This is a genomic window from Polaribacter sp. R2A056_3_33 (genome assembly GCF_019278485.1).
In the GTDB taxonomy this organism is placed as follows: domain Bacteria; phylum Bacteroidota; class Bacteroidia; order Flavobacteriales; family Flavobacteriaceae; genus Polaribacter.
This window is the reverse complement of sequence record NZ_CP058984.1, coordinates 43,992-69,493: the sequence shown is the minus strand read 5'-3', so window position 1 is coordinate 69,493 and position 25,502 is coordinate 43,992. Positions and strand designations below refer to the sequence as shown.

General features: G+C 30.1%; 22 protein-coding genes. 17 read left to right on the top strand and 5 right to left on the bottom strand.

Going from position 1 to position 25,502, the window contains the following annotated elements; translation table 11 throughout:
• Positions 1 to 72 precede the first annotated feature (72 nt).
• The 5 genes from H0I29_RS00330 to H0I29_RS00310 form a co-directional block, all read right to left on the bottom strand.
• Entirely contained in the window at positions 73 to 1,302 is a 1,230-nt protein-coding gene (locus H0I29_RS00330; RefSeq protein ID WP_218730992.1) for a DUF5018 domain-containing protein, read from the bottom strand.
• Between the two features lie 17 nt (positions 1,303 to 1,319).
• Positions 1,320 to 2,681 carry a PQQ-binding-like beta-propeller repeat protein gene (locus tag H0I29_RS00325; protein ID WP_218754013.1) on the bottom strand — a complete coding sequence of 454 codons (1,362 nt, stop codon included), beginning with the start codon at positions 2,679 to 2,681 and terminating at the stop codon, positions 1,320 to 1,322.
• A 29-nt stretch (positions 2,682 to 2,710) separates the two neighbouring features.
• Positions 2,711 to 3,895 (bottom strand): PorT family protein, encoded by a 1,185-nt coding sequence (locus tag H0I29_RS00320; RefSeq protein ID WP_218754012.1) that lies wholly within the window; start codon positions 3,893 to 3,895, stop codon positions 2,711 to 2,713.
• Between the two features lie 194 nt (positions 3,896 to 4,089).
• On the bottom strand, positions 4,090 to 6,078 hold the full coding sequence (gene uvrB, locus H0I29_RS00315; RefSeq protein ID WP_218754011.1) for an excinuclease ABC subunit UvrB: 1,989 nt from the start codon (positions 6,076 to 6,078) through the stop codon (positions 4,090 to 4,092).
• A 30-nt stretch (positions 6,079 to 6,108) separates the two neighbouring features.
• Positions 6,109 to 8,841: a T9SS type B sorting domain-containing protein gene (locus tag H0I29_RS00310; protein WP_218754010.1), complete on the bottom strand. Its 2,733-nt coding sequence runs from the start codon at positions 8,839 to 8,841 to the stop codon at positions 6,109 to 6,111.
• Between the two features lie 296 nt (positions 8,842 to 9,137).
• On the opposite strand from H0I29_RS00310, the gene H0I29_RS00305 reads away from it, so the two are divergent.
• The 17 genes from H0I29_RS00305 (at position 9,138) to H0I29_RS00225 (ending at position 25,482) form a co-directional block, all read left to right on the top strand.
• On the top strand, positions 9,138 to 10,478 hold the full coding sequence (locus H0I29_RS00305; RefSeq protein ID WP_218754009.1) for a microtubule-binding protein: 1,341 nt from the start codon (positions 9,138 to 9,140) through the stop codon (positions 10,476 to 10,478).
• A 273-nt stretch (positions 10,479 to 10,751) separates the two neighbouring features.
• Positions 10,752 to 10,997 (top strand): ribbon-helix-helix domain-containing protein, encoded by a 246-nt coding sequence (locus tag H0I29_RS00300; protein ID WP_158838426.1) that lies wholly within the window; start codon positions 10,752 to 10,754, stop codon positions 10,995 to 10,997.
• Positions 10,998 to 11,330 carry a type II toxin-antitoxin system PemK/MazF family toxin gene (locus H0I29_RS00295; protein WP_218754008.1) on the top strand — a complete coding sequence of 111 codons (333 nt, stop codon included), beginning with the start codon at positions 10,998 to 11,000 and terminating at the stop codon, positions 11,328 to 11,330.
• Between the two features lie 2 nt (positions 11,331 to 11,332).
• Complete coding sequence (locus H0I29_RS00290) at positions 11,333 to 12,361, top strand: hypothetical protein (protein ID WP_218754007.1); 1,029 nt, start codon at positions 11,333 to 11,335, stop codon at positions 12,359 to 12,361.
• A gap of 125 nt (positions 12,362 to 12,486) precedes the next feature.
• Positions 12,487 to 14,439: an AAA family ATPase gene (locus H0I29_RS00285; RefSeq protein ID WP_218754006.1), complete on the top strand. Its 1,953-nt coding sequence runs from the start codon at positions 12,487 to 12,489 to the stop codon at positions 14,437 to 14,439.
• Positions 14,432 to 15,016, top strand: a complete 585-nt coding sequence (locus H0I29_RS00280) for an NUDIX domain-containing protein (RefSeq protein ID WP_218754005.1) — start codon at positions 14,432 to 14,434, stop codon at positions 15,014 to 15,016. Before H0I29_RS00285 ends, H0I29_RS00280 begins: the two co-directional genes overlap by 8 nt.
• A gap of 81 nt (positions 15,017 to 15,097) precedes the next feature.
• The gene (locus tag H0I29_RS00275) at positions 15,098 to 16,333 is read left to right on the top strand and encodes a DUF6638 family protein (RefSeq protein ID WP_218730983.1); all 1,236 of its coding nucleotides are present in this window, start codon (positions 15,098 to 15,100) and stop codon (positions 16,331 to 16,333) included.
• Between the two features lie 45 nt (positions 16,334 to 16,378).
• Positions 16,379 to 16,891 (top strand): hypothetical protein, encoded by a 513-nt coding sequence (locus tag H0I29_RS00270; RefSeq protein WP_218754004.1) that lies wholly within the window; start codon positions 16,379 to 16,381, stop codon positions 16,889 to 16,891.
• Positions 16,892 to 16,999: 108 nt separating this feature from the next.
• Positions 17,000 to 18,739 (top strand): hypothetical protein, encoded by a 1,740-nt coding sequence (locus H0I29_RS00265; protein WP_218754003.1) that lies wholly within the window; start codon positions 17,000 to 17,002, stop codon positions 18,737 to 18,739.
• A gap of 254 nt (positions 18,740 to 18,993) precedes the next feature.
• Positions 18,994 to 19,992: a lipoate--protein ligase gene (locus tag H0I29_RS00260; protein WP_218730980.1), complete on the top strand. Its 999-nt coding sequence runs from the start codon at positions 18,994 to 18,996 to the stop codon at positions 19,990 to 19,992.
• A gap of 121 nt (positions 19,993 to 20,113) precedes the next feature.
• Positions 20,114 to 20,482: a DoxX family protein gene (locus tag H0I29_RS00255; protein WP_368384468.1), complete on the top strand. Its 369-nt coding sequence runs from the start codon at positions 20,114 to 20,116 to the stop codon at positions 20,480 to 20,482.
• A complete protein-coding gene (locus tag H0I29_RS00250; protein ID WP_218730978.1) occupies positions 20,469 to 20,864 on the top strand; it encodes an OsmC family protein in 396 nt (131 codons plus the stop codon). The genes H0I29_RS00255 and H0I29_RS00250 overlap by 14 nt, the downstream gene beginning before the upstream one ends.
• An 85-nt stretch (positions 20,865 to 20,949) precedes the next feature.
• Positions 20,950 to 21,483 (top strand): NADPH-dependent FMN reductase, encoded by a 534-nt coding sequence (locus H0I29_RS00245; RefSeq protein WP_218754001.1) that lies wholly within the window; start codon positions 20,950 to 20,952, stop codon positions 21,481 to 21,483.
• Between the two features lie 3 nt (positions 21,484 to 21,486).
• Positions 21,487 to 21,735 (top strand): glutaredoxin domain-containing protein, encoded by a 249-nt coding sequence (locus H0I29_RS00240; protein ID WP_218730976.1) that lies wholly within the window; start codon positions 21,487 to 21,489, stop codon positions 21,733 to 21,735.
• A gap of 446 nt (positions 21,736 to 22,181) precedes the next feature.
• Positions 22,182 to 22,619 (top strand): MarR family winged helix-turn-helix transcriptional regulator, encoded by a 438-nt coding sequence (locus H0I29_RS00235; protein ID WP_218730975.1) that lies wholly within the window; start codon positions 22,182 to 22,184, stop codon positions 22,617 to 22,619.
• 2 nt (positions 22,620 to 22,621) lie between these two features.
• On the top strand, positions 22,622 to 23,335 hold the full coding sequence (locus H0I29_RS00230) for a pirin family protein (protein ID WP_218753999.1): 714 nt from the start codon (positions 22,622 to 22,624) through the stop codon (positions 23,333 to 23,335).
• Positions 23,336 to 23,454: 119 nt separating this feature from the next.
• On the top strand, positions 23,455 to 25,482 hold the full coding sequence (locus H0I29_RS00225) for an FAD-dependent oxidoreductase (protein ID WP_368384639.1): 2,028 nt from the start codon (positions 23,455 to 23,457) through the stop codon (positions 25,480 to 25,482).
• Positions 25,483 to 25,502: the final 20 nt, after the last annotated feature.

Here is a 25,502-nt window from a genome sequence, read left to right as displayed (position 1 = left end):
AGTTTTGAAAACTTAATTTTTCATTGTTTTATAATAACTTTTAATCTTCTTTAATAGTATTATTAGATAAATTTAATTGAATATAGTTGTAAATGATTCGCCTATCCTTCTTCCTGGTCCCCAAAAAGTAATAGTCTTTGGAGCTGCAGGATTTCCAAAGTATGCCGGAAACAAATAATAGTAATCAAGTGTTAATGTTGCCTGAGTTTTATCACTATTTACAGTGTAATCGTAGTTGGAAGAATTTTGTATTTGAAATATAGAGCCATTTGAAGGAATTGCAATTGTTTGTGTAATATTCTCACCAGTAATCTTTAAAATATCATTGTAAGAAAAAGAATCTTGATTTAATGAAATGAATTTAGGAGCACTTTCTGCAAGTATATCTATAAATTGACTTGATTCTATACGTATTGAATTTGTTTGATATACTATTTTGTAATTACCGTAAGTTGGTATATTTTCTGTAATTTTAGTATTTAGACTATATTCAATAATGTTTTCTTGAGAAGAATAGCTATTTTGGCTTAAAATATTTAGTTCATATTTATTACTACCATCGTATAAGTAGATTTCTGCACCAGGTTTATCCATGTCTAAAAATTGACCTGAAATACGTAAATCTGCTCTAATATAGTAAAGGTGGGCCGATGAAGAGTTACTATTGTCGCTAATTTGGGGCATATTAGCAATGATTGTATATTCCGTTTTATCTCCGTTTTCTGCGGTAACGGTATAATTAACTGGTTCTTCAAAGTTTTGAGGAATTGTAATATCAGGAGAAATTGTAGCGTTTTCAGAAATTGATATTGTAGGTAAAAGCGAACTTTTATCTAATGTTCCCATATTAAAATTAATAATTTTGTTGTCTTTATTAATATAGGCTTCAATAGTTTTATTTTCAACAAGGACCGAAAAGGATAGTATTTCACTTTCTGAATTAAGTGGTCTATTGTTAACAATAACTCTATAAATATTAGGGTCTCCATTCTCTGCATATACAGTGTATGCTACTTCATTATTAAAATTTTGAGATTCGTTTATGTTAGGTGATATATTTGCGTTTTCAGAATAATCAATTGAAGGCTTTAAGGCAGAAATGTCAGCTCCAGCTAAACTAAATAGTATTGTTTTGTCTATTTGGTTTATAGTTCCGTTTATAATTTCTCCGTTAATAGTAAGGTCAAATGAGTTAATGGTGTTCTGATTGCTTAAAACAATTGGTAAATCGGGTTCATCGTCTTTAGAACATGCTATAAGAGCAAATATTATGTATACTAATATTGTGATTTTTTTAATCATTTTATAGGGGATTTTTGTTAGTTTTTTAAGCCGTGAGAACTAGGATAAATTACAGTATCACTGTTTCCAATAATAATTATTGGAGACTTTATAATAGGATTATCTGTTTGTAGTTTCCATTCTAAGCTACCATTAGTCGCGTTAATTGCATAGAAGTTATTATCCCAATCACCGATATAGACAATGCCTTCGTAAACAATAGGAGAAGTAGTTGTTTTAGAACTTAAATCATATTTCCATTTAAAACCGCCGTCTTCAGCATTTAAACAGACTAATTCTGCTGTTCCATTTTTAGATAAACCAATATAAATATTGTTGTTGTGTATAAAAGGAGAAGTTTCTATTGTTCCTTCAGGTTTGTAAGTCCATTTAATATTGCCGTTGTTTTCATACAAAGCATAAAGAGTGCTATAGGTTCCTGTTATTATAGTGTTTTCGAATATTGTGGGTGCTGCAAAAAAGGAATTATATCTTCCCATATCGACAGTCCATATTTTACTTCCGTTATTTTTATTCAATGCATAAAATATACCATAGTAATCCCCAATATATATTTGGTCGTTATTAATTAAAGGATTGGTTAAAAATTTATAGCTTGCGTTTAACCTTAGACTCCAATCTGTTTGTCCTGATACTTTATTTATGGCGTATAAATGATCATTATTTCTACTGCTTACAAAGACTCTAGTTTCATCGATAGATAGTGTTGCGTAATAATTAAGAAAACTACGATCCCATAATTTTTCTTTTGATTCAATATTTACACAATAAAGTTTACTACTTGCATCAAAAGCATATACATTGGTATTATCTGTAATAATGTTTCTATATTCATTATAATTAGTACCCGGACTGATTGTCCATTCAATTTCACCTGTAAGGATGTTAATACCGTTTAATCCCTTTACACCTGAAAAAATCATGTCTTTATAAGCTGTATGAGCTTCAATAAACGAAGTGCTAGATTCCCACAAAGTCTTATTTGTAATTAAATCATATGCTATTAAGTTTTGAGAAGAATCTGAAAAAAGTAGGATTTTACTTTTAGGGCTTTCAAAAGTGAATTCTAATTCAGAAACTCCTCCGTTTTTATCTGTGGCAATGATTCTACCTCTATATTCATTGTTATATTCTAAGAGTGATGTGCTTATAGATTTAGTTGTTTTTTCTACTAAAATAGAATTTATATATAAGCTATAATATATAAGATCATCATCTGCATCTAAAACAGTATTCCAATCTATAGTAACTGTTTTTCCTTCAAAAGAAATTTTTTCTAGTTTTATTTCTTCAGGATTTGAATTTTGATGAGGAAGAGACTCATCGTTTGAGCATGAAAGCAATATTAGTATTAATAGAATTGATATTATTTTTTTCATAGTTCTTTTAATGTATAGTTTGTAATTTTTTAATTAAAAGAATATCCTAATTTAATCATGAAACTTTGAATGTTTGGATATTCAGTATTACTTTCTGAAGTTATTTTTTTAGGTGCATTATAACGTGCTTCTATACTGAGTTTATTATTAAAGTGGTATCCAATTCCTAAAAGAAAACTTATGTTTTTATTCATTTTAGTTTCCTTTTCATTAAATTTTATAGGAAAGTCTAAGTTAATACCCGAATTAATAAATAAAACTTTTTTATTATTAAGGAATAGATAATGTCTTATTGCAATGGGTATTTCTAAAGAGCTGTATTTTACTTTTTCACTACTATAAATCGGTAAGCCAACAATTGCATTTGGGTTTGATGGTGGTGCATAAAGTGTATATCCTGTAACTACATCTATATTAATTGTTTTGAAAGCAGACTGATAAGTAGGCTCAGTAAATAGAGACCATTTATTATTATTGAAAGGGAAAATATATTCTAATTCTAAACCTAAATTAATTGCTGGGGTAGAAGTAAAATCTAATAATGATAGTCCAAAACCTATTTTACCATAAATATTAAATTTACCTTTTCTGTTTTTTTTTATATATAATTTATTTGAACTATTAGAGCATGAGTTGAATTTTGAGAAAAAGTTGATAAAACTATCTTCTCTATATTTAATGTTAGAATTAATGTTTTTACAATTTAATTCATCCCTCAACGTTTTTTGGTAATTTAAGTTTTCAGAAATACCACCTTTATTATTCTTATATTTTTTATACTCTAAAGGTTTAATTTTTGAATTTATACTATAAAAAAAGTAATCAACTCCGTTATCTGAATATTTAAATAGACTTGCTTTTCCTTTTATTATTACTTTTAAGAACAAGTTTTTATTTTTAAATATTGAGACCCTTTTATTACTCAGGTTATTTAAATTATTAGAATATTTGTTAATGTCTACTTTATGTTTTTCAAATAAGAATTTATTATAGATTTCTAATACGTTTAACTGATTAGATTGTATTTTTTTAACTTCAGATTTATCAGTTAATTTAAATTGAAATTGAGATGGAATTTGCCTCCAATCTTCATTTTTAATTAAGCATTCAGTTTTGTTTCCATCTATAGTTGTAAAATAACCTTTTTCAAATTTATTTTGGGCAATTGAATTTAATCCTATAAATAGGATAATAAGAGTAATTATCTTTTTCATTGTTTTAATTATTGTTGTGAAAATATAAATAAGACCTTACTTAACTATTGATAATTATCTATATTAAAACCTATTAATAGAATTGGTTTTTTTTTGCTTTTTTATTCGACTTAACTTAATGTTTATTTTACTTAAATTTTATTCAAAAGAAGTTTTAAAAAATAATTTTGTAAAAAAAAATATGGAATTATTTATTACAATTTTTCTCTCAAAACCGCAATTTCATCACGTAATTTTGCAGCAACAATAAAGTCTAATTCTTTTGCGGCAGCTTCCATGTGCTTGCGTTTTTCTCTAATACGTTTTTCTATTTCCTCTTTTGGTAAATACTGTAAATCTTGTTCCGCGGCAACCTGTTTTGCATTATCGTAATGATAACTAGAAACAGCAGATTTTGACAAAGTATCATCAATTTTTTTGTTAATCTGAGTCGGAGTGATGCCGTGTTTGGTATTGTAGGTAATTTGCTTTTCTCGCCTGCGTTCGGTTTCGTCAATGGTTTTTTGCATGCTGTTGGTCATTTTATCAGCATATAAAATTGCCAAACCATTTACATTTCTTGCAGCTCTACCAACGGTTTGTGTAATAGAACGGTGAGAACGTAAAAAACCTTCTTTATCGGCATCTAGAATTGCGACTAAAGAAACTTCTGGTAAATCTAATCCTTCACGTAAAAGGTTGACACCAATTAAAACATCAAACAAACCTTTACGCAAATCTTGCATAATTTCTACACGCTCAAGAGTATCAACATCAGAATGAATATAACGACAACGAATATCGACTCTTGTTAAATATTTAGTCAATTCTTCTGCCATTCTTTTGGTAAGTGTAGTCACCAAAGTACGTTCGTCTTTTTCTACTCTTTGTTGAATTTCTTCAATTAAATCATCAATCTGATTTAAGCTTGGTCTAATTTCAATTACCGGATCTAACAAGCCAGTAGGCCTAATTACTTGCTCAACAAAAACACCTTCTGTTTTTTCTAACTCGTAATCTGCAGGCGTTGCAGATACATAAATTACCTGATTCTGAATTTCTTCAAACTCCTCAAATTTTAACGGACGATTGTCCATTGCAGCAGGTAATCTAAAACCGTATTCCACCAAATTTTCTTTTCTACTTCTATCGCCACCATACATAGCGTGTGTTTGCGGAACGGTTACGTGGCTTTCATCAATAACCATTAAATAATCATCCGGAAAATAATCTAACAAACAGAACGGTCTTGTACCAGGTTCTCGTCCGTCTAAATAACGAGAGTAGTTCTCAATACCAGAACAATAACCCAATTCACGAATCATTTCTAAGTCGAATTCTGTTCGCTCTTTTAAACGTTTTGCTTCTAAATGTTTGCCTATTTCTTTAAAATAATCTACCTGTTTCATCATATCTTCCTGAATTTGATGAATGGCATTTTGTAAAATGTCTGGAGACGTTACAAATAAGTTTGCTGGGTAAATGGTCAGTTCACTAAAGCTTTCTAAAACGGTATTACTTTCTAAATCGAATGATTCTATTTCTTCAATTTCATCACCAAAAAAATGGACTCTATAGCCATTGTCTCCGTAAGACGGATAAATGGTAACCACATCTCCTTTTACTTTAAAGGTTCCGCTTTTTATTTCGTGTTCTGTTCTAGAATATAAACTTTGTACTAGTTGATGTAAAAATTTTGTTCTTGCAATTTGTTGATCAACATGAATGGGAATGACGTTTTTCTTAAATTCAACCGGATTTCCAATACCATACAAACAAGAAACCGATGCAATTACAATAACATCTCGTCTACCAGAAAGTAGAGAAGAAGTAGTGCTTAAACGCAAACGTTCTATATCATCATTGATAGATAAATCTTTTTCAATAAAGGTTCCGGTAACGGGAATATATGCTTCTGGTTGATAATAATCATAGTACGAAACAAAATATTCTACGGCATTATCAGGAAAGAATTGTTTAAACTCAGAATATAATTGTGCCGCCAATGTTTTATTGTGCGCTAAAACTAAGGTAGGTTTGTCTACATTTTTTACCACGTTAGCAACGGTAAATGTTTTACCGGAACCTGTTACACCTAAAAGCGTTTGATATTTTTCGCCATCATTAACACTTTGTGTAAGTTCTTTTATTGCTTGTGGTTGATCTCCCGTAGGAGAAAATTCTGATACCAATTTAAATTCCATGATGTAAAAATACGGATAGAAAAAAGATTATTACTTTCTTATTAAACTAAAATTTCCAGAAGCTTTAATTAATTGGTCGTTGTTGTCAATAATTTCAGATTGAAACCAATAATCGTTAGAAGGCAGCGGTTTACCATTATAGGTTCCGTCCCAACCTAGATTATTGAAATCTGTAATTTGGTAGACTGCTTTACCGTATCTATCAAAAATAAATATTTTAACAGATTTAAAGAAAGTGCTATTTATTCCTTTTACATTCCAATAGTCGTTTTTATTATCATTGTTTGGTGTAAAAAACTTTCTATACCCAATTACTGAAACATCGGTTTGCACTGGAGGTTCACAATTATTAAGATCTCTTATATAAATAGTTCTTGATCCTGGAGTGACATGCGTAAAAGTATGTGAAGTTCCATTACCAAAAAAGGTGTTATTATCTAATGAGAATTCATAGGTACTGTTACCGTCAAGACTAATATCAATAATATTATTGGCTTCGTCTTCTGTGTTTACATTGATGTAGTAAATCGTTGCCGCTGGCGGATTAATTACTGTGAATTCTTTAAAACTAGTACAGGTTATTCCGTTTTCGGTTTTGTAAACCGTTAAAGAAAAATCTCCGATAGCATTTAATTTAAAGTCTTTGTTTGTGCTTATAATATTGTCTGAACTATCTCTCCATTCATATAAATCATTGCTAGCATCTGCTGTTAGGGTAATTGGGTTTACATTTGGATTAAAACAAATAGTGTAACTGTCTTGTAGCTCTATTTTGGGAGTAGGATTTACTACTAAATTTATAGGCTCCATTCCGCCACAACCTAACTCATTATCTACTCGAACATAAATAGTTGTAGATGGCGTATTAAGTTTATAAGGAAGTTGATTTTCTGTGGTTTGTGCGTCTAATAATGTTGGGTAAAAACGAATTGTATTTTTAGAATCTAAACTAAATTGGTCTATAATTTCAGTGCTTTTTGTTCTTAAATCGAAATATCCAATACTGTCTCCATTTAAATTGTCTGAGCTATCACAGGTATAATACGTGTCAATGGTACCAAGAGAAACAAACTTAGATTCAATAAAAAAGTTAGTAATGTTTCCACAGCCTTTTTCCGAAATAACTTTTACAAAAAGTTCTTGAGGATTGCTTTCATTTTCGAAGTTTTTTGGATTTGGTATGCGGTTTTCATCATTTTCTGCATCTATGCTGTTTTTGTAGAAAAGATACGCTTTATTAAAGGCATCTTTAACTATTTTATCTCCAATATCAGTTAAATCAAAAAAATCGATTCCATTATTATCAACATCACATTGTATTAATTTTTGGTCTGGAGTTAAAACAGGTAATGGATAAACTGTTACTTCTTTATAAAAAGGAATATCGGTTCCGTTAATTGTTACGGTGCAGGTTACTAGGTAATTACCTTCGGATGCGTATTGATGATCTGAAGATAAACCTGAAGCAGAATTTCCATCGCCAAAATCCCATTGGGCATTAGATATTGTATTATAAGAGTCTAGACTAAAGTTAAAAGTATCTGTAATACATTCATTTTGAGTAACAATTCTATTTCTAAAATAAGATTGAATAAAATTAGGCAAGCCTCTATAAGAAGCACCACTTTTTAAATTTAGAGCTTCATGTTCGTAGTTTGCCAAAGCACCTATTTTATTAGGCTCATGTACAATACTAAGAGTTTGGACAGGAAATAGGTTATAACCAATTTTATAACCATTTATATCATATAGATTTTCATAGGTTGATTGTGCAATATATATTTTTCCGTCTGTACCTAAGCTTATAGAAGATTGCAGTATGTCTAGTGGACCAGAGTATACGGGGGTTCCTCTATAACTTTCATTTGTATTGGCTACTTCTAATTGCATTATGTTATAGGTTTGACCACTATAACTTGCAGAATAATATAAAAATTTAGAATCAGGAGAAAAAGTAAGTCCATAAGCGGCATAACCAGCTCCACCAAATTCTGCTATGGTTACATATTTTAATTTTGATAAAATACCGGTATTGCTATCAAAATTAAAAAACCTGATAAGACCATCATTATATAAAGCGATGGTACTTCCATCAGGAGAAATTGTCATTTCTCCATCATAACTATTTTCATATTTTACATACTCAAGTTGTGTTGTTGTAAATGGTCTTTCTACACCATCTTCTGTAACTTTAATAGCGTAAAAAATATCATTTTCAGCTTCATATGCATTACTTCCGTAAGTTATAACCCAAACATCTTTACCGTTTTTATGGTGTACAGCGGTAATTTTATTTGCTGTGGAATGTATAAGTGGCATGTTCTTGTATTTAACCCAGCCTAAAGGTCTTGAAGTTGAAAATTCTATTTCTGAATGATAAATCATAGGATAAACTAAGGGAGAACTTAATTCTGTTTTTCTAGTTGTAAAAACATAAAAAGTAGAATCACTATTTGGCTTAGGTATAATTATCGAAGATTGCGTGTTGTTTAACTCGCCATTTAAGCCCTCACCATTTATCATTATCTCATTATTTTTATTCCAGATGGTTTGTCCGTCTGTATAAAATAATAAGTTTCCTTGGTTATCCGAAATACTTGAAGAGCCTTTAAGAACTGTCATTTGGCTGTCTTCTAAAACATCTACATTTTCTTTATTAAAATGAATGCCTGCTTTATCTCCAAAATACCAATGATCTGTTTCTCTTTGCGAGAAAGTATTGATACTAATAAGAATAAGTAATAAAAGTAGTTTTATTTTCAAATTGAGGGTTTTAAAAAATAAAAATAAAACTATTTATAGAGTCCTATCATTTTATTGTGTTAAAAAATAGTTGAAACATGTAAAAAATAGAATTAAATATTTTTTTGGAAGTATTATTATTTGAAATCTTGTCAAAAAGTAGCTTTATATGCATTAAAACTTTAAAAATATTAAATTAATTGTAACAAATAAAGAATCTGAGCTACATATATTTAGATGTGATTTTGTATTTAATTAAAAATTTTTAACGAAATTGCTAGTCTAATAACGTGTTCAACTAAAAAAATAAAAAAACTATGTCTGATGATTTTGATTTACTAGAAACTAGTGCAAACAAAAAAACTGAAAAAGTAGATGTAAATTGGGGGAAAGCGATTGACACCATGAAATCTAAATTGGCACAAGAAGATGATCCAGAGTCTCGCCAAAAAATTCTAAACGCAACCTTAGATGATGTTGTGCACATGGCAGAAAAAGACAGAAGTACGCTTTTAGATGCTATAAAAGACTTAACAGATTACCAAGATGAAGTTGGTATTATGTTTGAGAAATTTTCAGCCTTAAACCCATCAGAACAAAAAGTAATAGACGATGCTCAAAAAGGATTAGAACGAGCAAGAATAGAGTTAGAAGATGCCCAAAATAAAGCCGATACTTGGTGGAACAATTTATGGGGTAGAAAATCGAAGATTAAAAAAGAAGAAATAGAATTTGCAGCAGCAGAAAAACTACGTGCAGGTGCAGATAATAAAGCAAAAGCATTATTTCAGCAACGTATAGAAAGTGCCGATATTCAAACGTTATTAAGTGAGCTTTCCTACAAATCTCAAGCAGCAGTTACACGTTTAAAAAATAGAGAAGTAGAAATAAAAGAAGTAGAAGAAAAGTTAAAAGATGCTATTGTAGAAGCTTCTAAAAACCATACAAAAGCGTTAGCTAAAAAGAAAGAAGTAGAAGCGCAATTAGAAGAACAATATGCGTTGTTAAAACAATCTCGACAAGAATTAGAAGAAATTGTAGACAAACAATCTACTGCCTATTCAGAAGCGATTGGTAAAATGACTGCTATTGAGCAAAAAGTAGAAGAGTTAGAAGGTCTTAAAAATGCCTACACAACCTTGGCAGCCAGTAAAGATAGTTTTGTGCACAAACACAATTTAACCATTAAAGTATTAACTTCTTTGCGTTCTAATTTACAAACTCATAGAGCAAAATTAAAGTCGGATACAGAAGAAAGGTTAAAGTATTATGATGGTTATGTGGTTGCATTAAAAGCAAGAACAGACCAAGAATTTGCGGCAATTTTAGAGCATTTAGGCGTAAAAACAGATGAGCATATCGGAGAAACTTTAGCGTCTATGCATTCTGCAAGTGCTAGAGCGCGTCAAGAAATGATGGATAATATTCCGGTTCACGAAAAAGTAATGACGGGTGTTTATAGCTCTTACGCAGAGGCTTTGCACGAAATTAGAGAGAAAGATATCGACATTCAAAAAAACTTTGCAGACCGTTACGGAATAGACATGAAAGAGATTTTTGAAGACTATTACAAAGCAGATGCAACTGCACCAAAAGGAACGGATGCTCCTGCAGCAAAACCAAAAACAGATACTTCTAACGACGATTTGTTAGGGTAAAAAGTATTCAGTTTTCAGTTGTAGTAAGCAGTTAGCTTTTGCCTGAAAATTGTTGTTAAGAAAAATATTTTGGGCGTTACCTTCTTTTTTGAAAAACAAAAAGAAGGTCAGGCTTTTCATTATATCTTTTTTCTGAAAAAGAAAAAAGGATGTCATTTCAATCCTTAACGCGGGCTTATTTGTTAGCTAATTGCTTAAGTTAAAGATATTTATTTCTTAATTTATAATTGTAAACAGTAAATATGTATTATATTTGTGAAAAATAAATATAAAATGGCAACATTCACATCTTCTTTACCAGATAGTCTTTTAGAAAAATTATCTGTATTGGCAAAAGAGTTAAAACTTCCTAAAAATAGGTTAATAGAAAATGCTTTAGAATTGTATTTAGAACAAATAGAAAAAGCGAGTTATATAAAGTCTTATAAGCAAGCTGCTACGGACCAAGATATTTTATTGATTGCAGAAGAAGGCATGCAAGAATATTTTACAGAACTTAACGATGCAGATTCTAACTAAATGAAACAAGGAGAAATTTGGGAACTGTATTTAAATCCTACAAAAGGTAGTGAACAAAGCGGTAGAAGACCAGCAGTTATTATAAGTGGTAATATGTTAAATAAACATTTACAAGTTGTAATTGTTTGTCCATTAACCACAAGTATTAAAAATTATAAAGGAAATTTAATTATCAACCCAAATGAAATAAACGGATTAGAAAAGACTTCAGAAGTGTTGACTTTTCATGTTCGTTCTGTTTCTAAAACAAGGTTGGATAAAAAAATAGGTAAAATTCCTTTAAAAGATATTGAAGTAATTAAGAAAACTTTAAACGATATTCTTAAATTTTAAAAATGATTACAACACCTTTAGATTCTGCACTTTTAGATTCAAAAGAACAATATGTTTTTTATCATAAAATGGTAGATTTTGTATTAAAAGAACTCATTGTAAGTGTGCAACAAGAAAAATTATGCACACATCAAGAATTGTTACTTTTTAAGCAATATTCAGATTTACTTTTATATTCTATAGAAGCCATGCGTATTAAATATATGTACGATGAAGAAGATAATATGAAAGTCGATTTAACAGATTCTGGGTTTCCTAATTATTTAGAATTTCGATTTTTGTACAACGATTTAGAGTTAAGAAATCAGTATTTAGATAAATTAAAAGATGTAGATACTCTAAAAGCTGAATTTCTAAACACACTTTTAGTAAAAAAACAACCCATTAAAAAGTTAGATTTATTTAAAGCTTCTTCTTTTGTTTATTATACTTCTGTAGAAAAAAAATACATTTTTAACAGATTTGTACAAGGTAAAATTCTAACAGCTAAACAAGGTCAGAATTATCAATATATGACAAGTTGGAGTTTTTACGACGTTAGTCATAACCGACCTTTTATTTGTTATATGTATTTTAATTATGATGGAAAAATAGACAAAGAAAAAATCTATGAAGTCTTAAAAGAAACTGCTGATAGAGAAATGTCTTTAGATACAATGGCATACAATATCGATCGAAAATTACCAGATATTCAGCCAAAACATCTTAAAAGAATAGATTTCGGCCCGTTTCATAATGTATTTGCAAAAGACGAAAATGAAATTACACATGCTATTTTAAGTGGAATTGCTAAAAAAGAAATAGCTTTAGAATCGTATGCTTTATCATTAAAAATTGACGAAGTTTTTTCTGGAGATACTTTTACAGAAGGAAGTTTTTTCTCTAAACAAACCATGCAAAAATGGAGTGAAGTAATTCAACAAAAATATGTTTTTGCACCTCACAGAATTATTCAATTATTACATAATCAAACGCCAAGAACGTTAGATAAATTGGCAAAACCTCCTATTGAAGTAAGCGCTCTAAAGTAAGCAGTCTTCAGTAGGCTGTTTACAGTCAGCAAGTTTGTGAAATAAAAAAAAGAGAAAGAAGAAAAAAAAATAATAAGCAGAATAGGAACAGCAGTGTAAAACTGCCAACTGCATACTGAAAAACTATGAACCACAACTCAACCTTCCCAATAAAACAGAATGAACTAGATATGCTCAGAGATGAAGCTTCTGGTTATTTAAAAAGTATTCAATGGGAACAAAGTGATAGAGCAAAAAATAAAGACGCAAAAGACGAATCGATTTTATTGTATTTGTCAAGAGCTAATTCAGGAAGCAATGTAGAAGTTACCTCTGTTTCTAAAACTATTTTAGCTCTAAAAAAGCGTTTATTACCAGATTCTATAGCAATACCTGTGTATTTGAATCAGACGTTGTATGCAGTGCAAGAAGGACTTACTTTAGGAATTTGGATTAAAGATAATTATTACGATGCCTCAGGATTGTCTAGTTTGCATGAGCGAAAATCGGCATTAGATTCTCAAGGAAAACGAGAGTTTGAAAGCAAAATGCAAACCGCAACCGCTTTTCAATTATTTGCAATTTCGTATAAAATTTTACACGATTTAAAACCACATGCTTCAGATGATTTATCTGTAATGAAGCAGAAGTTTGCAGGGATTCCAGAAGTATCATTATTATCACCTTTAAAGGGAATTGCTTGTACTTTATTTTATTTTGATAAATATTTAGGACATCCAGATATTGTAAAATCAGACAAAGATGTTATTGATTTTACAATGGTTTATTTTGAAGCTTTAATTGATGAAATTCAATTACGTAAAAGCAGTTTAGAATACACAGAAACCATAGTAGACAGAACCTATAAATTAGAAAATTCTGATTTTTCGGTATCAGGATGGGAAAATGCATTTTCAGGAACCGCAAAAAGTATTGAATTTAATAAAATTCAGTTCGAGCAAATTGTTGGTAATAAAGACGCTAAACATTTTGCACGTAGATTAACAGAAAGAATGTTAAGTTACGATTTTGAGGCGAAGAAAAACCCGTTTCAAGAATTGGGTGGTTTTATGCCTGTTTTTATGGGGTATGGAATCCCCGGAACGGGAAAAAGTATGTTAATTGCAGCCATTGCAACAAGATTAAAAGAGCATTCAGATCATTTAGACATTCCGTTTTTATTTCATCCAATGCCAGATACGTTGATTTCTACTTTTCAAGGAGGATCTGCAGAAAAAATGGTAGAATGGATGAAACCAATGCAAGATCCAACAAAGTTAATTTTTGCACCTATTGATGATGCAGAAAACAATTTACAAGAAAGAACAACGCAAGGAGTTTCTGCAGGAGTTAAAGAAGTTATTGGAGTTTTCTTACGATATACAGAAGGCGCTTATGCTGTAAATTATGGGAATTCTTCTATCGGTTTATTTACCAATTTGCCAGAAATGTTAGACAAAGCGGTAATTTCTCGTGTACAAGGAAGGTTTAAAATTGATGGAGCAAGAACAGAACACGATTTTTTAGATCAGGATTATATTTGGTGGAAGAAATTTGAAAAAACAATTCCAGATTTTGTGAACATGCAAAATCCTGCTAATTATCAGTTTTTAAAAGATCAAGGATTGGCTAAAAGTATGGGAGAAATTTTGAGTTCTGTAGAAAAACCATCCGAAGAAAGAGTTTTAGAAGCGTATGATAGAGCAGAGAAAAATCATAGATCAAATGAGCATTTATTCTTTGCCATTTTATACAAAGAAATTCAGAAAATATTTCCATTATTTTCATCGAGAGATGTGCGTAATATTCAGTCTGCAATTTCATTGCGATTAACAGATTTCGATTTAGAACAAGATTGGTTTGAAAATCCTGAAATTTATTTCAAACAGAAATATGAAACTAAATTTAACATGTTGCAAGAATTAATGAAAAGCAATATGAAAGGACTTAATTTTTCTGAAATTAGAAGACAAGAAGTGGTGCGTTATTTAGATAATGTTGCCACGATTGCAGATACAGATTTTAAGAGAAAAGTAGATGCGAGAGTCAACCAAATGAACATTGATTTACAAGCAAGAAAAACTTTTGAGAATGAGTAACATCAGAATAAAAAATATTAAAAAGACATTATTATCAGATAATTATTACACGTTAAATAAATTCAATTTCGATTATCAAATGTCCGACGGAAGGTGGGTACATCAAATGAGAGAAGTCTATGAACGTGGTCATGGAGCTGGGATTTTGTTGTACAATACCACCAAAAAAACAGTGGTTTTAATCAAACAATTTAGATTGCCTACTTTTTTACACGATAATAAAGATGGATTCTTAATTGAAATTCCTGCTGGATTATTAGATTTAGACAATCCAGAACAATGTATCATTAGAGAAACCGAAGAAGAAGTAGGGATTCGTTTAAAGTCTGTTAAAAAAGTATATGAAGGTTATTCATCACCCGGAGTTTTAACAGAAAAAATGCACTTTTTTGTGGGTGAATATACAGACGATATGAAGGTGAGTGAAGGTGGAGGTTTAGAAAGTGAAACAGAAGATATAGAAGTTTTAGAAATTCCGTTTACAGAAGCTGTAAGAATGTTAAATGAAGGAGAAATAGTAGATACAAGAACTATTGTACTTTTGCAATATGCTATTATTCATAAATTAATAGAGTAATAAAAAGTAATATTAAGAGTAAAAAAAAATACTCCGTGTTTCTCTGTATTATTAAGTGAAACTCTGTGTAACAATTAAAAAATGCAAAAACTAATAAAAGCCAATTTATACAGAAGCGAGTCCATTAACGTTAGTGGAAAATTGGTAGAACGTTATAATAAATGTCTTGTAAAACTCGGGTTTACAAAAACCAAATTGACGTCATTTTCAATAGACGGAGTAGGTTGGAGTCCGGAAATAGCAGAAGAAAAAGGGGAACCCTTTTATTTAAATAATGGTGAAGCAAATACCTACGCTATAATTATTACTCCAAGACAAAAAGGATTACCTGTATACAATCCGTTTAATTCTTTTGATAGAGAATTGATGAAAATGGTGTTTAAAAAACATGAAAAAACGATTAACGATATTACAAGAGATTCTGCTGTTTGCATTGAGTTTGATCAAAAAATAGATGTTTTTTATGAACCTTTAGATATTTTAAGGTACAAAGACATTACGATTAAGTTTCATTTAATTGATAAATTACACAAAGCCAAAGAAGAGCAATTACAATTAATTGAATTATTTAATGCTGATAACAATTTTATAAACGAAGAGATTCACAATAAATTGATAACATCTGCAAAGAAATATGGAGATTTAAGAGAGAGAAATTTAAGTATAGAAGAAATTATTTTTACAACAGATTCTTTTTATACAAAGGCTTTTGGAGGTGTTTTCTTATTAAGAGATTTAGTAGTACCAGTTCTTGTTTTTCAAAATGAAGCAACCTACAAAGAGGCAATACAAGATACAACGTATGATGTTTTAATGTATCATATTTCACATAAAGAAATGATTGAGAAATTAATCAGTTATAATGTTCTGGAGTTAGATTTAGAAGAAGAAACTACTAAAAAAAGATACAAGAGAATTCAGAAATATATGTTTTCATCGTATTTAAAAAAATCGACACACTCTGTTAAAGATATTTTAGAAGAGGGGATTTTATTTAAGAGTTATTTAAACAAAATAGATATTTCATCAAGAAAAAAAATAATGGGTTTAGAGTTGTTTTTAGAAAAACAGCAAATTTCTAAAAACATAAATCCGAAAGATTTTATTGATGAAGAAATGTATGTGGCTCTGCACAAACCACACTCTTCATTATTACCAAATCATCAAGATTTAATTTGGAGTTTATTAGTAAACATTGCACCAAAAGATGTGTTATTTTTGTATTGGTATGACAAAGAACAATTTTACGAAGTTTTTAAAACTTTAGAAGATTCAACCCAAGATTGGGTAATAGAAACAATTTGTAACAATTTTTAGAAAAAATAGACTAATTTTATATATAACTACAATCTTTTTATAACCATGACCATAGAAATCATCATATTTATCGCAGCAATTTTATTCGGAATTGTTATTTATTGGAGAGAATCAAGAGGTAATAAAATTTATCTATTCTTCAATAAAGTAATGAATTCAGAAGAATTACAGATGAAAGATACCGATACAAAAGGTTTTGTGTTTCAGCAGAATTTTGTTTTAAGGTTTGTCTATATCGCTGTTGTATTTCTAATCGGAATTTTAATTGTGCAATTTTTAATTCCCATAAATTATGCAACAATTTCATTGTTTGCATCCATGATTTTCGGAACTTTGATTGGGACTTATATTGCAGGAGCTATTTTTAAATCTTCAGAAATTATTGAAGAACAGACTGAGGCTTTCGAGGATAAATTAGAAGAAATTATAGAAAAAGGAAAAGATTTTGTAGAAGATTTTAAAGAAAAAGATAATAAGGAAGTTGACGTAACAAAAGAAATGCCTAAAGTAGCAGAGAAAAGTGCAAGAGAACGATTAAAAGATAAAGGACTTTTATAAGTATTTGGTGGCACTAATCAAAAAAATAGTATAAAATTAATTAGAATAAAATAGTAAGTATGGGTAAGAAACTTCTAGTTTCAAACTTCATACTTCAAACTTGTAGTTATGATTAAGAATTATTGGAGTAAAGGAGCAAAGCAAAAGAAAAGAGTCATCATATTTTTAATAATATTATTGGCATTATTGTTCTTTTTTAGAGATGATTATCAGCCAGCATTAATATTTGTTAGAAAATTTATTTTCATAATTTTATTGTGCTTTTCATTACTGTTTCTAAGTTTACGAGGTTTTAGAAAAGCGGTAGGTGTTGGAAAAAGAATCGGAATTTTGTTTTTCTTATCAGCATTTTTTGGAATCTTATATTATGTAGGTTGGAATTTACAATTCTACGATTATATGAAAACCTATAACGTATTTAACGATTTAAATAAGATAGAAATTCATGAGTTGCCATTAACTCAAAATGAAAGAATTCAGCCATTAAGAAACATTTTCTCTATGGCAAACGAATCTGTAGGAGAAACCAAAGATGTTTCGTTGCCACATTTGGTAAGAGTGGATGGAAATAATCAATGGACTATGGCAATCCAGCCTACAGAAAAATACTATTGGCAAGGATTAAAAGACAATACAGAAGAGGTGTTTTCTGTGTCAAGTACAACTCCTTTTCCTCGTTTTTCATCAGAAAATAGAATCTCGGTGACATTTTCTATTGGAGAATCTTTAAAATTTAGTAGAAATACCTACAATGCGGTAGTACAACGTTTAAATCCTTGGATGCTTTTTAATTACGAACCAAGCGACACGTATTACATGAAAAATGATAAAGGAGCTTGGGTAGAGGTTGTGAGTTTAATAAAGTGGAAAGGCTTCTTTTTTCCATATCCAAGTTTTGGAGGTGTCATGGTCATTGAAAACGGAGAACATGATATTATAGATTATTTAGAAAGAATTACCATTGGTAAAGGAACTTATATTGCTCCAGATGAAATGAAAAATCATGCTTATTTAACCAAACAGAACACATTATCAGAGCTCGTATCTCGTTTGCAAGCAGAAAGTTTAAAGTTTTTAGCAGGATTTTCAGATCCATTACCTTGGAACATGGAAAGTGCAGTAAAAATTCCTACGGTACCAAAAGATCAAAATGCACAACCTTATGTAACCGATTTCGATTTTTCAGACAGTAAAACAGATGCTTTTAGCGGCTTATATCATTGGTTTGGTTTAGAGCCAGTAGGTAATGAAAGAACCAGTTTAAGTTACAGTGTATTTATCCCAGCAGACGGTACAGATAAGTTTTATTTTTACGATCATGCATCAAAAAAACAAGGATATGCAGGAGTTTCTGCGATGCCTTTAAAAGTAAAAGAATCTAAAAAAGAGTATGATTGGAACTCAAATACCCCCGTAGAATTTAGACCTTATATTAAGAATATTGCAGGTAGAAAAAGAATGTTTTTTCTAGGAACAGTTTCTACAATTAGTTCAGATAATCCAGAACAATTTGATGGCTCTGCAACGCCAGATTTAGCCTTAATAGATAGTGAATATAGAGATGTAGTTTGGATAAATGCTAAAAAACCAAGTACTTGGAACGAGGAGGTTTACAACCAATTAAATGAAGCTTGGAAAACTAGTGAAGGAAGTAATTTGTATTTCGAAAAGCAAAAAACAATTTTAGAACAGAACAAACAAGTTTTAGATTCTATAAAATTAATTTCTAACCTAGATAAAAATCAGCAAATATTAGATTCTATTAAGCTACTTTCTGCACAAGATAAAAAACTTACAGAAATAGAAAAGCTTCAGAGAAAAATAGATTCTATTAAAGAGAATCAGTAGTTTTTGTAGCTATTTCCCGCTTTCATTACTCGCTTTTTTTGTTGAAAAAACAAAAAAGAGCTCAAACAGACCATTCAATCAGGGCTAAACATATTTGCCAACTTATATAAAAAACAGAAAATGCTGTTTTTTAAAGTTGGCTTTTTTTTTTGTTTTGAAATTCCCTTGCATCTGTGTTATTTTAGTCTTATTATACTTAAAAAAAACTTTAGAAAATCGTTATATTTGTTAGCTACAATTAATAGATAAAACCTATGATTTTTATTGATAATGAAGGATGTACAGATCCTAAGCTTAATTTAGCATTAGAAGAATATGCGTTAAGAAACTTTGACGCTTCAACAGATTATTTATTATTTTATATTAATGCGCCATCTATAATTATTGGCCGTAATCAAAATACTTTAGAAGAAATTAACCAAGAATATATCGACAAAAATGATATAAAAGTAGTTAGACGTATTTCTGGTGGAGGAGCGGTTTATCATGATTTAGGAAATTTAAACTTCAGTTTTATAACCAATCACGACGGAAAAAGTATTAGTAATTTTAAAAAGTTTACAGAACCTGTAATTCGTGTTTTAAATGAATTGGGGGTAAACGCCGAGTTAAAGGGGAGAAATGATATCCTAGTTGATGAAAAGAAAATCTCTGGAACAGCTCAATTTTCTACAGGAAAACGAATGATCAGTCATGGTACTTTATTATTCGATACAGATATGAGTGAGGTTGGGAAAGCACTTCAAGTAAAAATGAGTAAAATTCAATCTAAAGGACATAAATCGGTTAGGAGCCGTGTTGCAAATATTAGTGAGTTTTTAAAAGAACCAATTACAATGGATCTGTTTAAAAAACAATTACTTACTGGTTTGTTTGAAGCCAAGGAAGCATTTGAAATTCATAAATTAACCGAAGTAGAGTGGAAAGCTGTTAAAGAATTAAAAGCAGCAAAATATGATTTGTGGGATTGGAATTTTGGAAACTCGCCAAAGTTTAACATACAACGCAATAAACGATTTCCAATAGGAGAGATAGATCTGCGTATTTTTGTAGAAAAAGGACATATTTCTGACTTTAAAATTTTTGGAGATTTCTTTGGTAGACAACCCGTTGCAGATCTTGAAGAGCTATTAATTGGTGTTCCTTATGATAAAAATGAAATCACTAAGAAGTTACATCATATAACTATTGCCGATTATTTTGGGAAATTAGAAAATTCAGAGTTTATTGATCTTGTCTACGGTAATGATTAATTTTTTTAAATTATCTGAGCTGTATGTTATATTGTTTTATGTAAAAATACTTCCTTGGATTTATTTTCCTTGGTAAGTAAAAATTTATTTTGTAATTTTGTCAAGAATTTAAAAACCATTCATGATGAAAACAACTAAAATTATCTATTATATTTCTACTGCATTATTAACTGTAATCATGCTTTTTTCTGCAGGAATGTATATTTTTAATCATGAAGCAATAGCAGGTTTTTTTACACATTTAGGCTATCCAACATATATAATTTATCCTTTAGCAATTTTAAAAATTTTAGGTTTAATTTCACTTTGGTTTATCAAAAGTAAATCTTTAAAAGAGTGGGCTTATGCAGGTTTTTTCTTCGATTTTGTGTTAGCTTTTACGGCACACGTAATGGTTAAAGATGGTGGGCATATGACAGCGTTAATTGCTTTTATTGTTTTAATAATCTCTTATATATCTAGCAAGAAAATTACAAATGGAAGAGCATAAGAAAGCAGAAGTCGTTTTAACAAACAGAAACTATTTAGCAGAAGCTAAAACAAGAAACCATTTTTTAACAATGGATCAATCGGTTGCTTCTGGAGGTGATGATAGCGGAGCAACTCCGGTAGAATTTTTATTAACCGCAATTGGAGGTTGTGTTTCTATGACGTTAAGAACGTATGCAGAAAGAAGAGGTTGGGATCTTGGAGAAATAACAGTAAATGTTACTCAACTTAAAGATGAAAAAGGAAGTTATTTAACAGAAAAAATATCCTTTGAAAAAGAGATAACGGAAGAGCAAAGAAAGAAATTGTTAGTATTTGCAGGTAAATGTCCGGTAGCTAAAATGATAAAAGGAGAAACAAGAATATTTAGTAGTATTCTTTAGTTCCGTTTGCAGTTAGTAGTATAACAGTTTACTGTAAGGATTAGATAGACAGTTAGGAAATTACACAAATAAACATTTTTAAAAGATGAAAAAAATATTAGCATTTGCAGGTAGTACAAGTTCTACCTCTATCAACAAACAATTAGCAACATTTGCAGCCGAAAATTTAGAAAACACTTCTTTTGACGTTGTAGATTTAAGAGATTTTAAATTACCTGTTTTTAGTGAAGATGAAGAAAAAAATGGTTTTCCAGAAGACGCAAAAAATTTTTCTGCATTATTAGATAATTACGATGGCTTTATATTGTCTTTAGCAGAACATAATGGATCTTATACAGCTGCTTTTAAAAATATTTTTGATTGGGCGTCTAGATTAGAGGTAAAAGTTTTTAGAGATAAACCCTTATTGTTAATGGCTACTTCTCCAGGTAAAATGGGAGGTCAGTTTGTTTTAGCGGCAGGAGAACAACGTTTTCCTATACAAGGAGCAAAAGAATTATTAACATTTTCTCTACCAAATTTCTATGATAATTTTAAAGAAAATAAAATTGTTGAAGCAGAATTTGGGACACTATTAAAAGTACAAGTAAATAAATTTGAAGCTTTAATAAATCAATAAAAAATGAAAATAGTTTTATACGGAAGAGCAGGACACGCATATACAGTAGCGTTTAAAAACTTTCTAAATTCAACTGATGTTCCTTATGTCTATAAGGATATTTCTAAAGATGTAGAAGCAAGAGAACATAGTAAAGAATTGTATGATGGTGTAGCAAAATATCCAACATTGTTTGTAGATGATAAAGTGTATTTAACTCCGACTACTGAAGAATTTAATAAGATAATGCAAGATTTAAATTTAAGAGCGTAGTTTTTTATTTTAGAGACAAGAGAAAAGACTGAGGACTAAAAAATGACTTAGGATATAAAACTAAATCTATGTTAGTATTGGTTGATTTTTTCAAAGTTTTAGAACCAAGAAACAAGAAATAAAAAGATAGAAGGTTATTTAGGAGTAACAAAATCTATATTTTCTATGTTGTTATGTGGTCGTTTTTTTATGTTTTAGGAACATATTATTGATTTCAATAATTCAATGAAGCTTAACAATGTCAGACTGAACTTGTCGAAGTCCAATTAATGAATTAACAGAAATATTTAATCTTTTCAAAAGTTAATAAGTTTTTAAGTATGTCTATCAACTGAAATTTTTAATTTTCGAATACTGAATACTGAATACTGAATACTGAATACTGAATACTGAATACTGAATACTGAATACTGAATACTGAATACTGAATACTGAATACTGAATACATGGGAGACATTTCTAAAGACATAAAATCGAATTTTGTTAGCAATAAATTAAAGGCTTTAATCAATATAAAATACACTGCAAATTGGTTAAGTAGTAAAGAAAATGAGTTTTTTAAACCTTACGGAATTTCGCCACAACAGTATAATATTTTAAGAATTTTACGAGGAGCTAAAGATCAAATTAAGGTGCAAATTGTAAAAGATAGAATGATTGAAAGAGCACCTAATGCAACCCGCTTAATGGATAAGTTATGTGAAAAACACTTAATTGAAAGAGAGCGTTGTGAGCATGATAGAAGGGTTGTATTTGTGAAAATTAATGAAAAAGGTTTAGAATTATTATCTAACATAGACGATAATAACAATCTTTCGTTTTTAGAAAAGTTAACGGAAGAAGAGGCAATTGTTTTAAGTGATTTGTTAGATAAAATGAGATAATTATGAAAAAAATAATTCATACTGCATCCACAAGAGGACACGCAAATCATGGATGGTTAGAAGCAAATCATTCGTTTAGTTTTGCTAATTTTTATGATCCAAAGAGAATACAATTTGGAGCATTGAGAGTTTTAAATGACGATTTAATTGCACCAAGCATGGGATTTGGTACACATCCTCATAAGAACATGGAAATTATTACAATTCCATTAAAAGGTGTTTTAAAACATAAAGATAACATGGCAAATGATTGGATTCCTGTTTTGCCAGGTGAAGTACAAGTAATGTCTGCAGGAAAAGGAGTGTATCATTCAGAAATAAATGGTTCTGCAAATGAACATTTAGGTTTATTCCAAATCTGGATAATGCCGGAAAAAAATGAAGTTACTCCAAGATATGACCAAAAGGAATTTGATATAAAAGAGAGAAAAAATAAATTGCAATTATTGGTGAATTCTTTTAATTCTGATGATGATAGTTTAAAAATACACCAAGATGCACAAATTTTTAGAATTGATTTAGATAAAAATGAAGATTTTAACTATCAGTTAAAAAGTAAGAACCGTGGAGTATATATTATGAGTATTTCTGGCCATTTTGAGATTGATTCAACAATACTATCGAATAGAGATGCAATAGGAATTTATGAAACAGATAGCTTTATGATTAAAAGTTTTTCTAATTCTGAATTATTATTGATAGAAGTACCGATGTAAGTTAAATTCGGTATAAAAAAAATCAGACCTCAAGGAATCATTTCTTTGAGGTTTTTTCTTTTCAAAAAATAAACATATCTTGCAAAGTGTTATGCGTGCATAATAAAATTAATTCCAAGATTATGAAATATAAGCACATTTTTGAACCATTAGATTTAGGTTTTACAACTTTAAAAAATAGAATTTTAATGGGTTCTATGCATACAGGCTTAGAGGAGGAGAGAAACGGTTTAGAAAGAATCGCGGCTTATTATGCAGAACGAGCAAGAGGTGGAGTTGGATTAATTGTTACGGGAGGAATTTCCCCAAACATACAAGGTTGGACAGCTCCTTTATCAGCAAGAATGTCTACCAAAAAACACGCAAAAAAACATCAGAAAATAACAACAGCAGTCCACAAAGAAGGTGGTAAAATTTGCATGCAAATACTACATTCTGGTCGTTATGGGTATCATCCGTTTAATGTTGCGCCTTCCAAAATAAAATCACCAATAACACCATTTAAACCTTTTAAATTAACACAATCGGGAATTAATAGAACCATTAGAGATTTTGTAAACTCTGCCAAACTATCTAAAGAAGCAGGTTATGATGGTGTAGAAATTATGGGGTCTGAAGGTTATTTAATCAACCAGTTTATTGTAAAAAGAACCAATAAAAGAACCGATGAGTATGGTGGAAGTTATGAAAACAGAATGCGCTTACCTATTGAACTGGTAAAACAAACACGAGAAGCTGTCGGGGTAGAGTTTATTATTATCTACAGATTATCTATGTTAGATTTGGTAGAAAATGGCTCTTCTTGGGAAGAAGTAGTACTATTAGGTAAAGAAATAGAAAAAGCAGGAGCAACCATTATTAATACAGGTATTGGTTGGCACGAAGCTAGAATACCAACTATTTCTACATCTGTTCCTAGGGCGGCATTTACTTGGGTAACCAAAAGAATGAAAGAAGAATTATCGATTCCTTTGATAACTTCTAACAGAATAAATATGCCTGCAACGGCAGAAAAAATATTAGCAGAAGGTGATGCTGATATGATTTCTATGGCGCGTCCTTTTTTAGCAGATCCAGAATGGGTAAACAAAGCAGCAGAAGAAAAAGTAGATGAAATTAATACGTGTATTGGATGTAATCAGGCTTGTTTAGACCATGTATTTCAACAGAAAGTAGCGAGTTGTTTGGTAAACCCTAGAGCTTGTCATGAAACAGAATTGAATTACTATGAAACAGTGTTAAAAAAGAAAATTGCAGTTGTAGGCGCAGGACCTGCAGGATTAGCAGCAGCTACAATTGCGGCAGAAAGAGGTCATTTTGTAACGTTGTTTGATGCTGATAAAGAAATTGGAGGTCAGTTTAATATTGCAAAACAAATTCCGGGTAAAGAAGAGTTTTACGAAACCTTGCGCTATTTTAACAAACAAATAGAATTGCACAATGTAACTGTAAAATTAAATACTAAAGTTTCTGTAGAAGATTTAAAATCTTCAGAATTTGAAGAGATTATTATTGCAACAGGAATTAAACCTAGAGCGTTAAAAATAGAAGGCATCAATCATCCAAAAGTGTTGAGTTATATTGATGTTTTAAAATTTAAAAAACCGGTAGGAAAACGTGTTGCAGTAATTGGTGCTGGTGGAATTGGTTTTGACGTTTCGGAATATTTAACGCATGAAGGCGAGTCTACATCCTTAAATATTGATGCTTGGTTGAAAGAATGGGGAATAGATAAAAACTTAGAGGCTAGAGCCGGAATTGAAAATGTAAAACCAGTATTTGAACCTTCACCAAGAGAAGTTTTTATGTTTAAAAGAAGCAAAGGGAAATTTGGTGGAAATTTAGGTAAAACCACTGGGTGGATTCATAGATCTACTTTAAAAAAGAAGAAAGTGCAATTTATTGGTGAGGTTTCCTATACCAAAATCGATGATGAAGGGTTGCATTATGTTCAGAATGAAAAAGCTAAAATTTTAAAGGTTGATCATATTGTTATTTGTGCAGGTCAAGTTCCTTTTAAAGAATTGTATCAACCTTTGTTAGATGCTGGTAAAAAAGTACATGTTATTGGAGGTGCCGATTTTGCTAGTGAATTAGATGCAAAAAGAGCTATTAATCAAGGAGCACGATTAGCTGCAGATCTGTAATCTGCTTTGTTTAAAAAAAA

Excerpts from the sequence above, each read along its gene's own strand:
- H0I29_RS00240 (WP_218730976.1), top strand. The coding sequence starts at position 21,487 with ATGAAAATAGTTTTATACGGAAGAGCAGGACACGCATATACAGTAGCG.
- H0I29_RS00305 (WP_218754009.1), top strand. The coding sequence starts at position 9,138 with ATGTCTGATGATTTTGATTTACTAGAAACTAGTGCAAACAAAAAAACT.
- H0I29_RS00270 (WP_218754004.1), top strand. The coding sequence starts at position 16,379 with ATGACCATAGAAATCATCATATTTATCGCAGCAATTTTATTCGGAATT.
- H0I29_RS00230 (WP_218753999.1), top strand. The coding sequence starts at position 22,622 with ATGAAAAAAATAATTCATACTGCATCCACAAGAGGACACGCAAATCAT.
- uvrB (WP_218754011.1), bottom strand. The coding sequence starts at position 6,078 with ATGGAATTTAAATTGGTATCAGAATTTTCTCCTACGGGAGATCAACCA.
- H0I29_RS00255 (WP_368384468.1), top strand. The coding sequence starts at position 20,114 with ATGATGAAAACAACTAAAATTATCTATTATATTTCTACTGCATTATTA.
- H0I29_RS00260 (WP_218730980.1), top strand. The coding sequence starts at position 18,994 with ATGATTTTTATTGATAATGAAGGATGTACAGATCCTAAGCTTAATTTA.
- H0I29_RS00290 (WP_218754007.1), top strand. The coding sequence starts at position 11,333 with ATGATTACAACACCTTTAGATTCTGCACTTTTAGATTCAAAAGAACAA.
- H0I29_RS00295 (WP_218754008.1), top strand. The coding sequence starts at position 10,998 with ATGAAACAAGGAGAAATTTGGGAACTGTATTTAAATCCTACAAAAGGT.
- H0I29_RS00330 (WP_218730992.1), bottom strand. The coding sequence starts at position 1,302 with ATGATTAAAAAAATCACAATATTAGTATACATAATATTTGCTCTTATA.
- H0I29_RS00235 (WP_218730975.1), top strand. The coding sequence starts at position 22,182 with ATGGGAGACATTTCTAAAGACATAAAATCGAATTTTGTTAGCAATAAA.
- H0I29_RS00285 (WP_218754006.1), top strand. The coding sequence starts at position 12,487 with ATGAACCACAACTCAACCTTCCCAATAAAACAGAATGAACTAGATATG.
- H0I29_RS00300 (WP_158838426.1), top strand. The coding sequence starts at position 10,752 with ATGGCAACATTCACATCTTCTTTACCAGATAGTCTTTTAGAAAAATTA.
- H0I29_RS00275 (WP_218730983.1), top strand. The coding sequence starts at position 15,098 with ATGCAAAAACTAATAAAAGCCAATTTATACAGAAGCGAGTCCATTAAC.
- H0I29_RS00325 (WP_218754013.1), bottom strand. The coding sequence starts at position 2,681 with ATGAAAAAAATAATATCAATTCTATTAATACTAATATTGCTTTCATGC.
- H0I29_RS00265 (WP_218754003.1), top strand. The coding sequence starts at position 17,000 with ATGATTAAGAATTATTGGAGTAAAGGAGCAAAGCAAAAGAAAAGAGTC.
- H0I29_RS00250 (WP_218730978.1), top strand. The coding sequence starts at position 20,469 with ATGGAAGAGCATAAGAAAGCAGAAGTCGTTTTAACAAACAGAAACTAT.
- H0I29_RS00280 (WP_218754005.1), top strand. The coding sequence starts at position 14,432 with ATGAGTAACATCAGAATAAAAAATATTAAAAAGACATTATTATCAGAT.
- H0I29_RS00320 (WP_218754012.1), bottom strand. The coding sequence starts at position 3,895 with ATGAAAAAGATAATTACTCTTATTATCCTATTTATAGGATTAAATTCA.
- H0I29_RS00245 (WP_218754001.1), top strand. The coding sequence starts at position 20,950 with ATGAAAAAAATATTAGCATTTGCAGGTAGTACAAGTTCTACCTCTATC.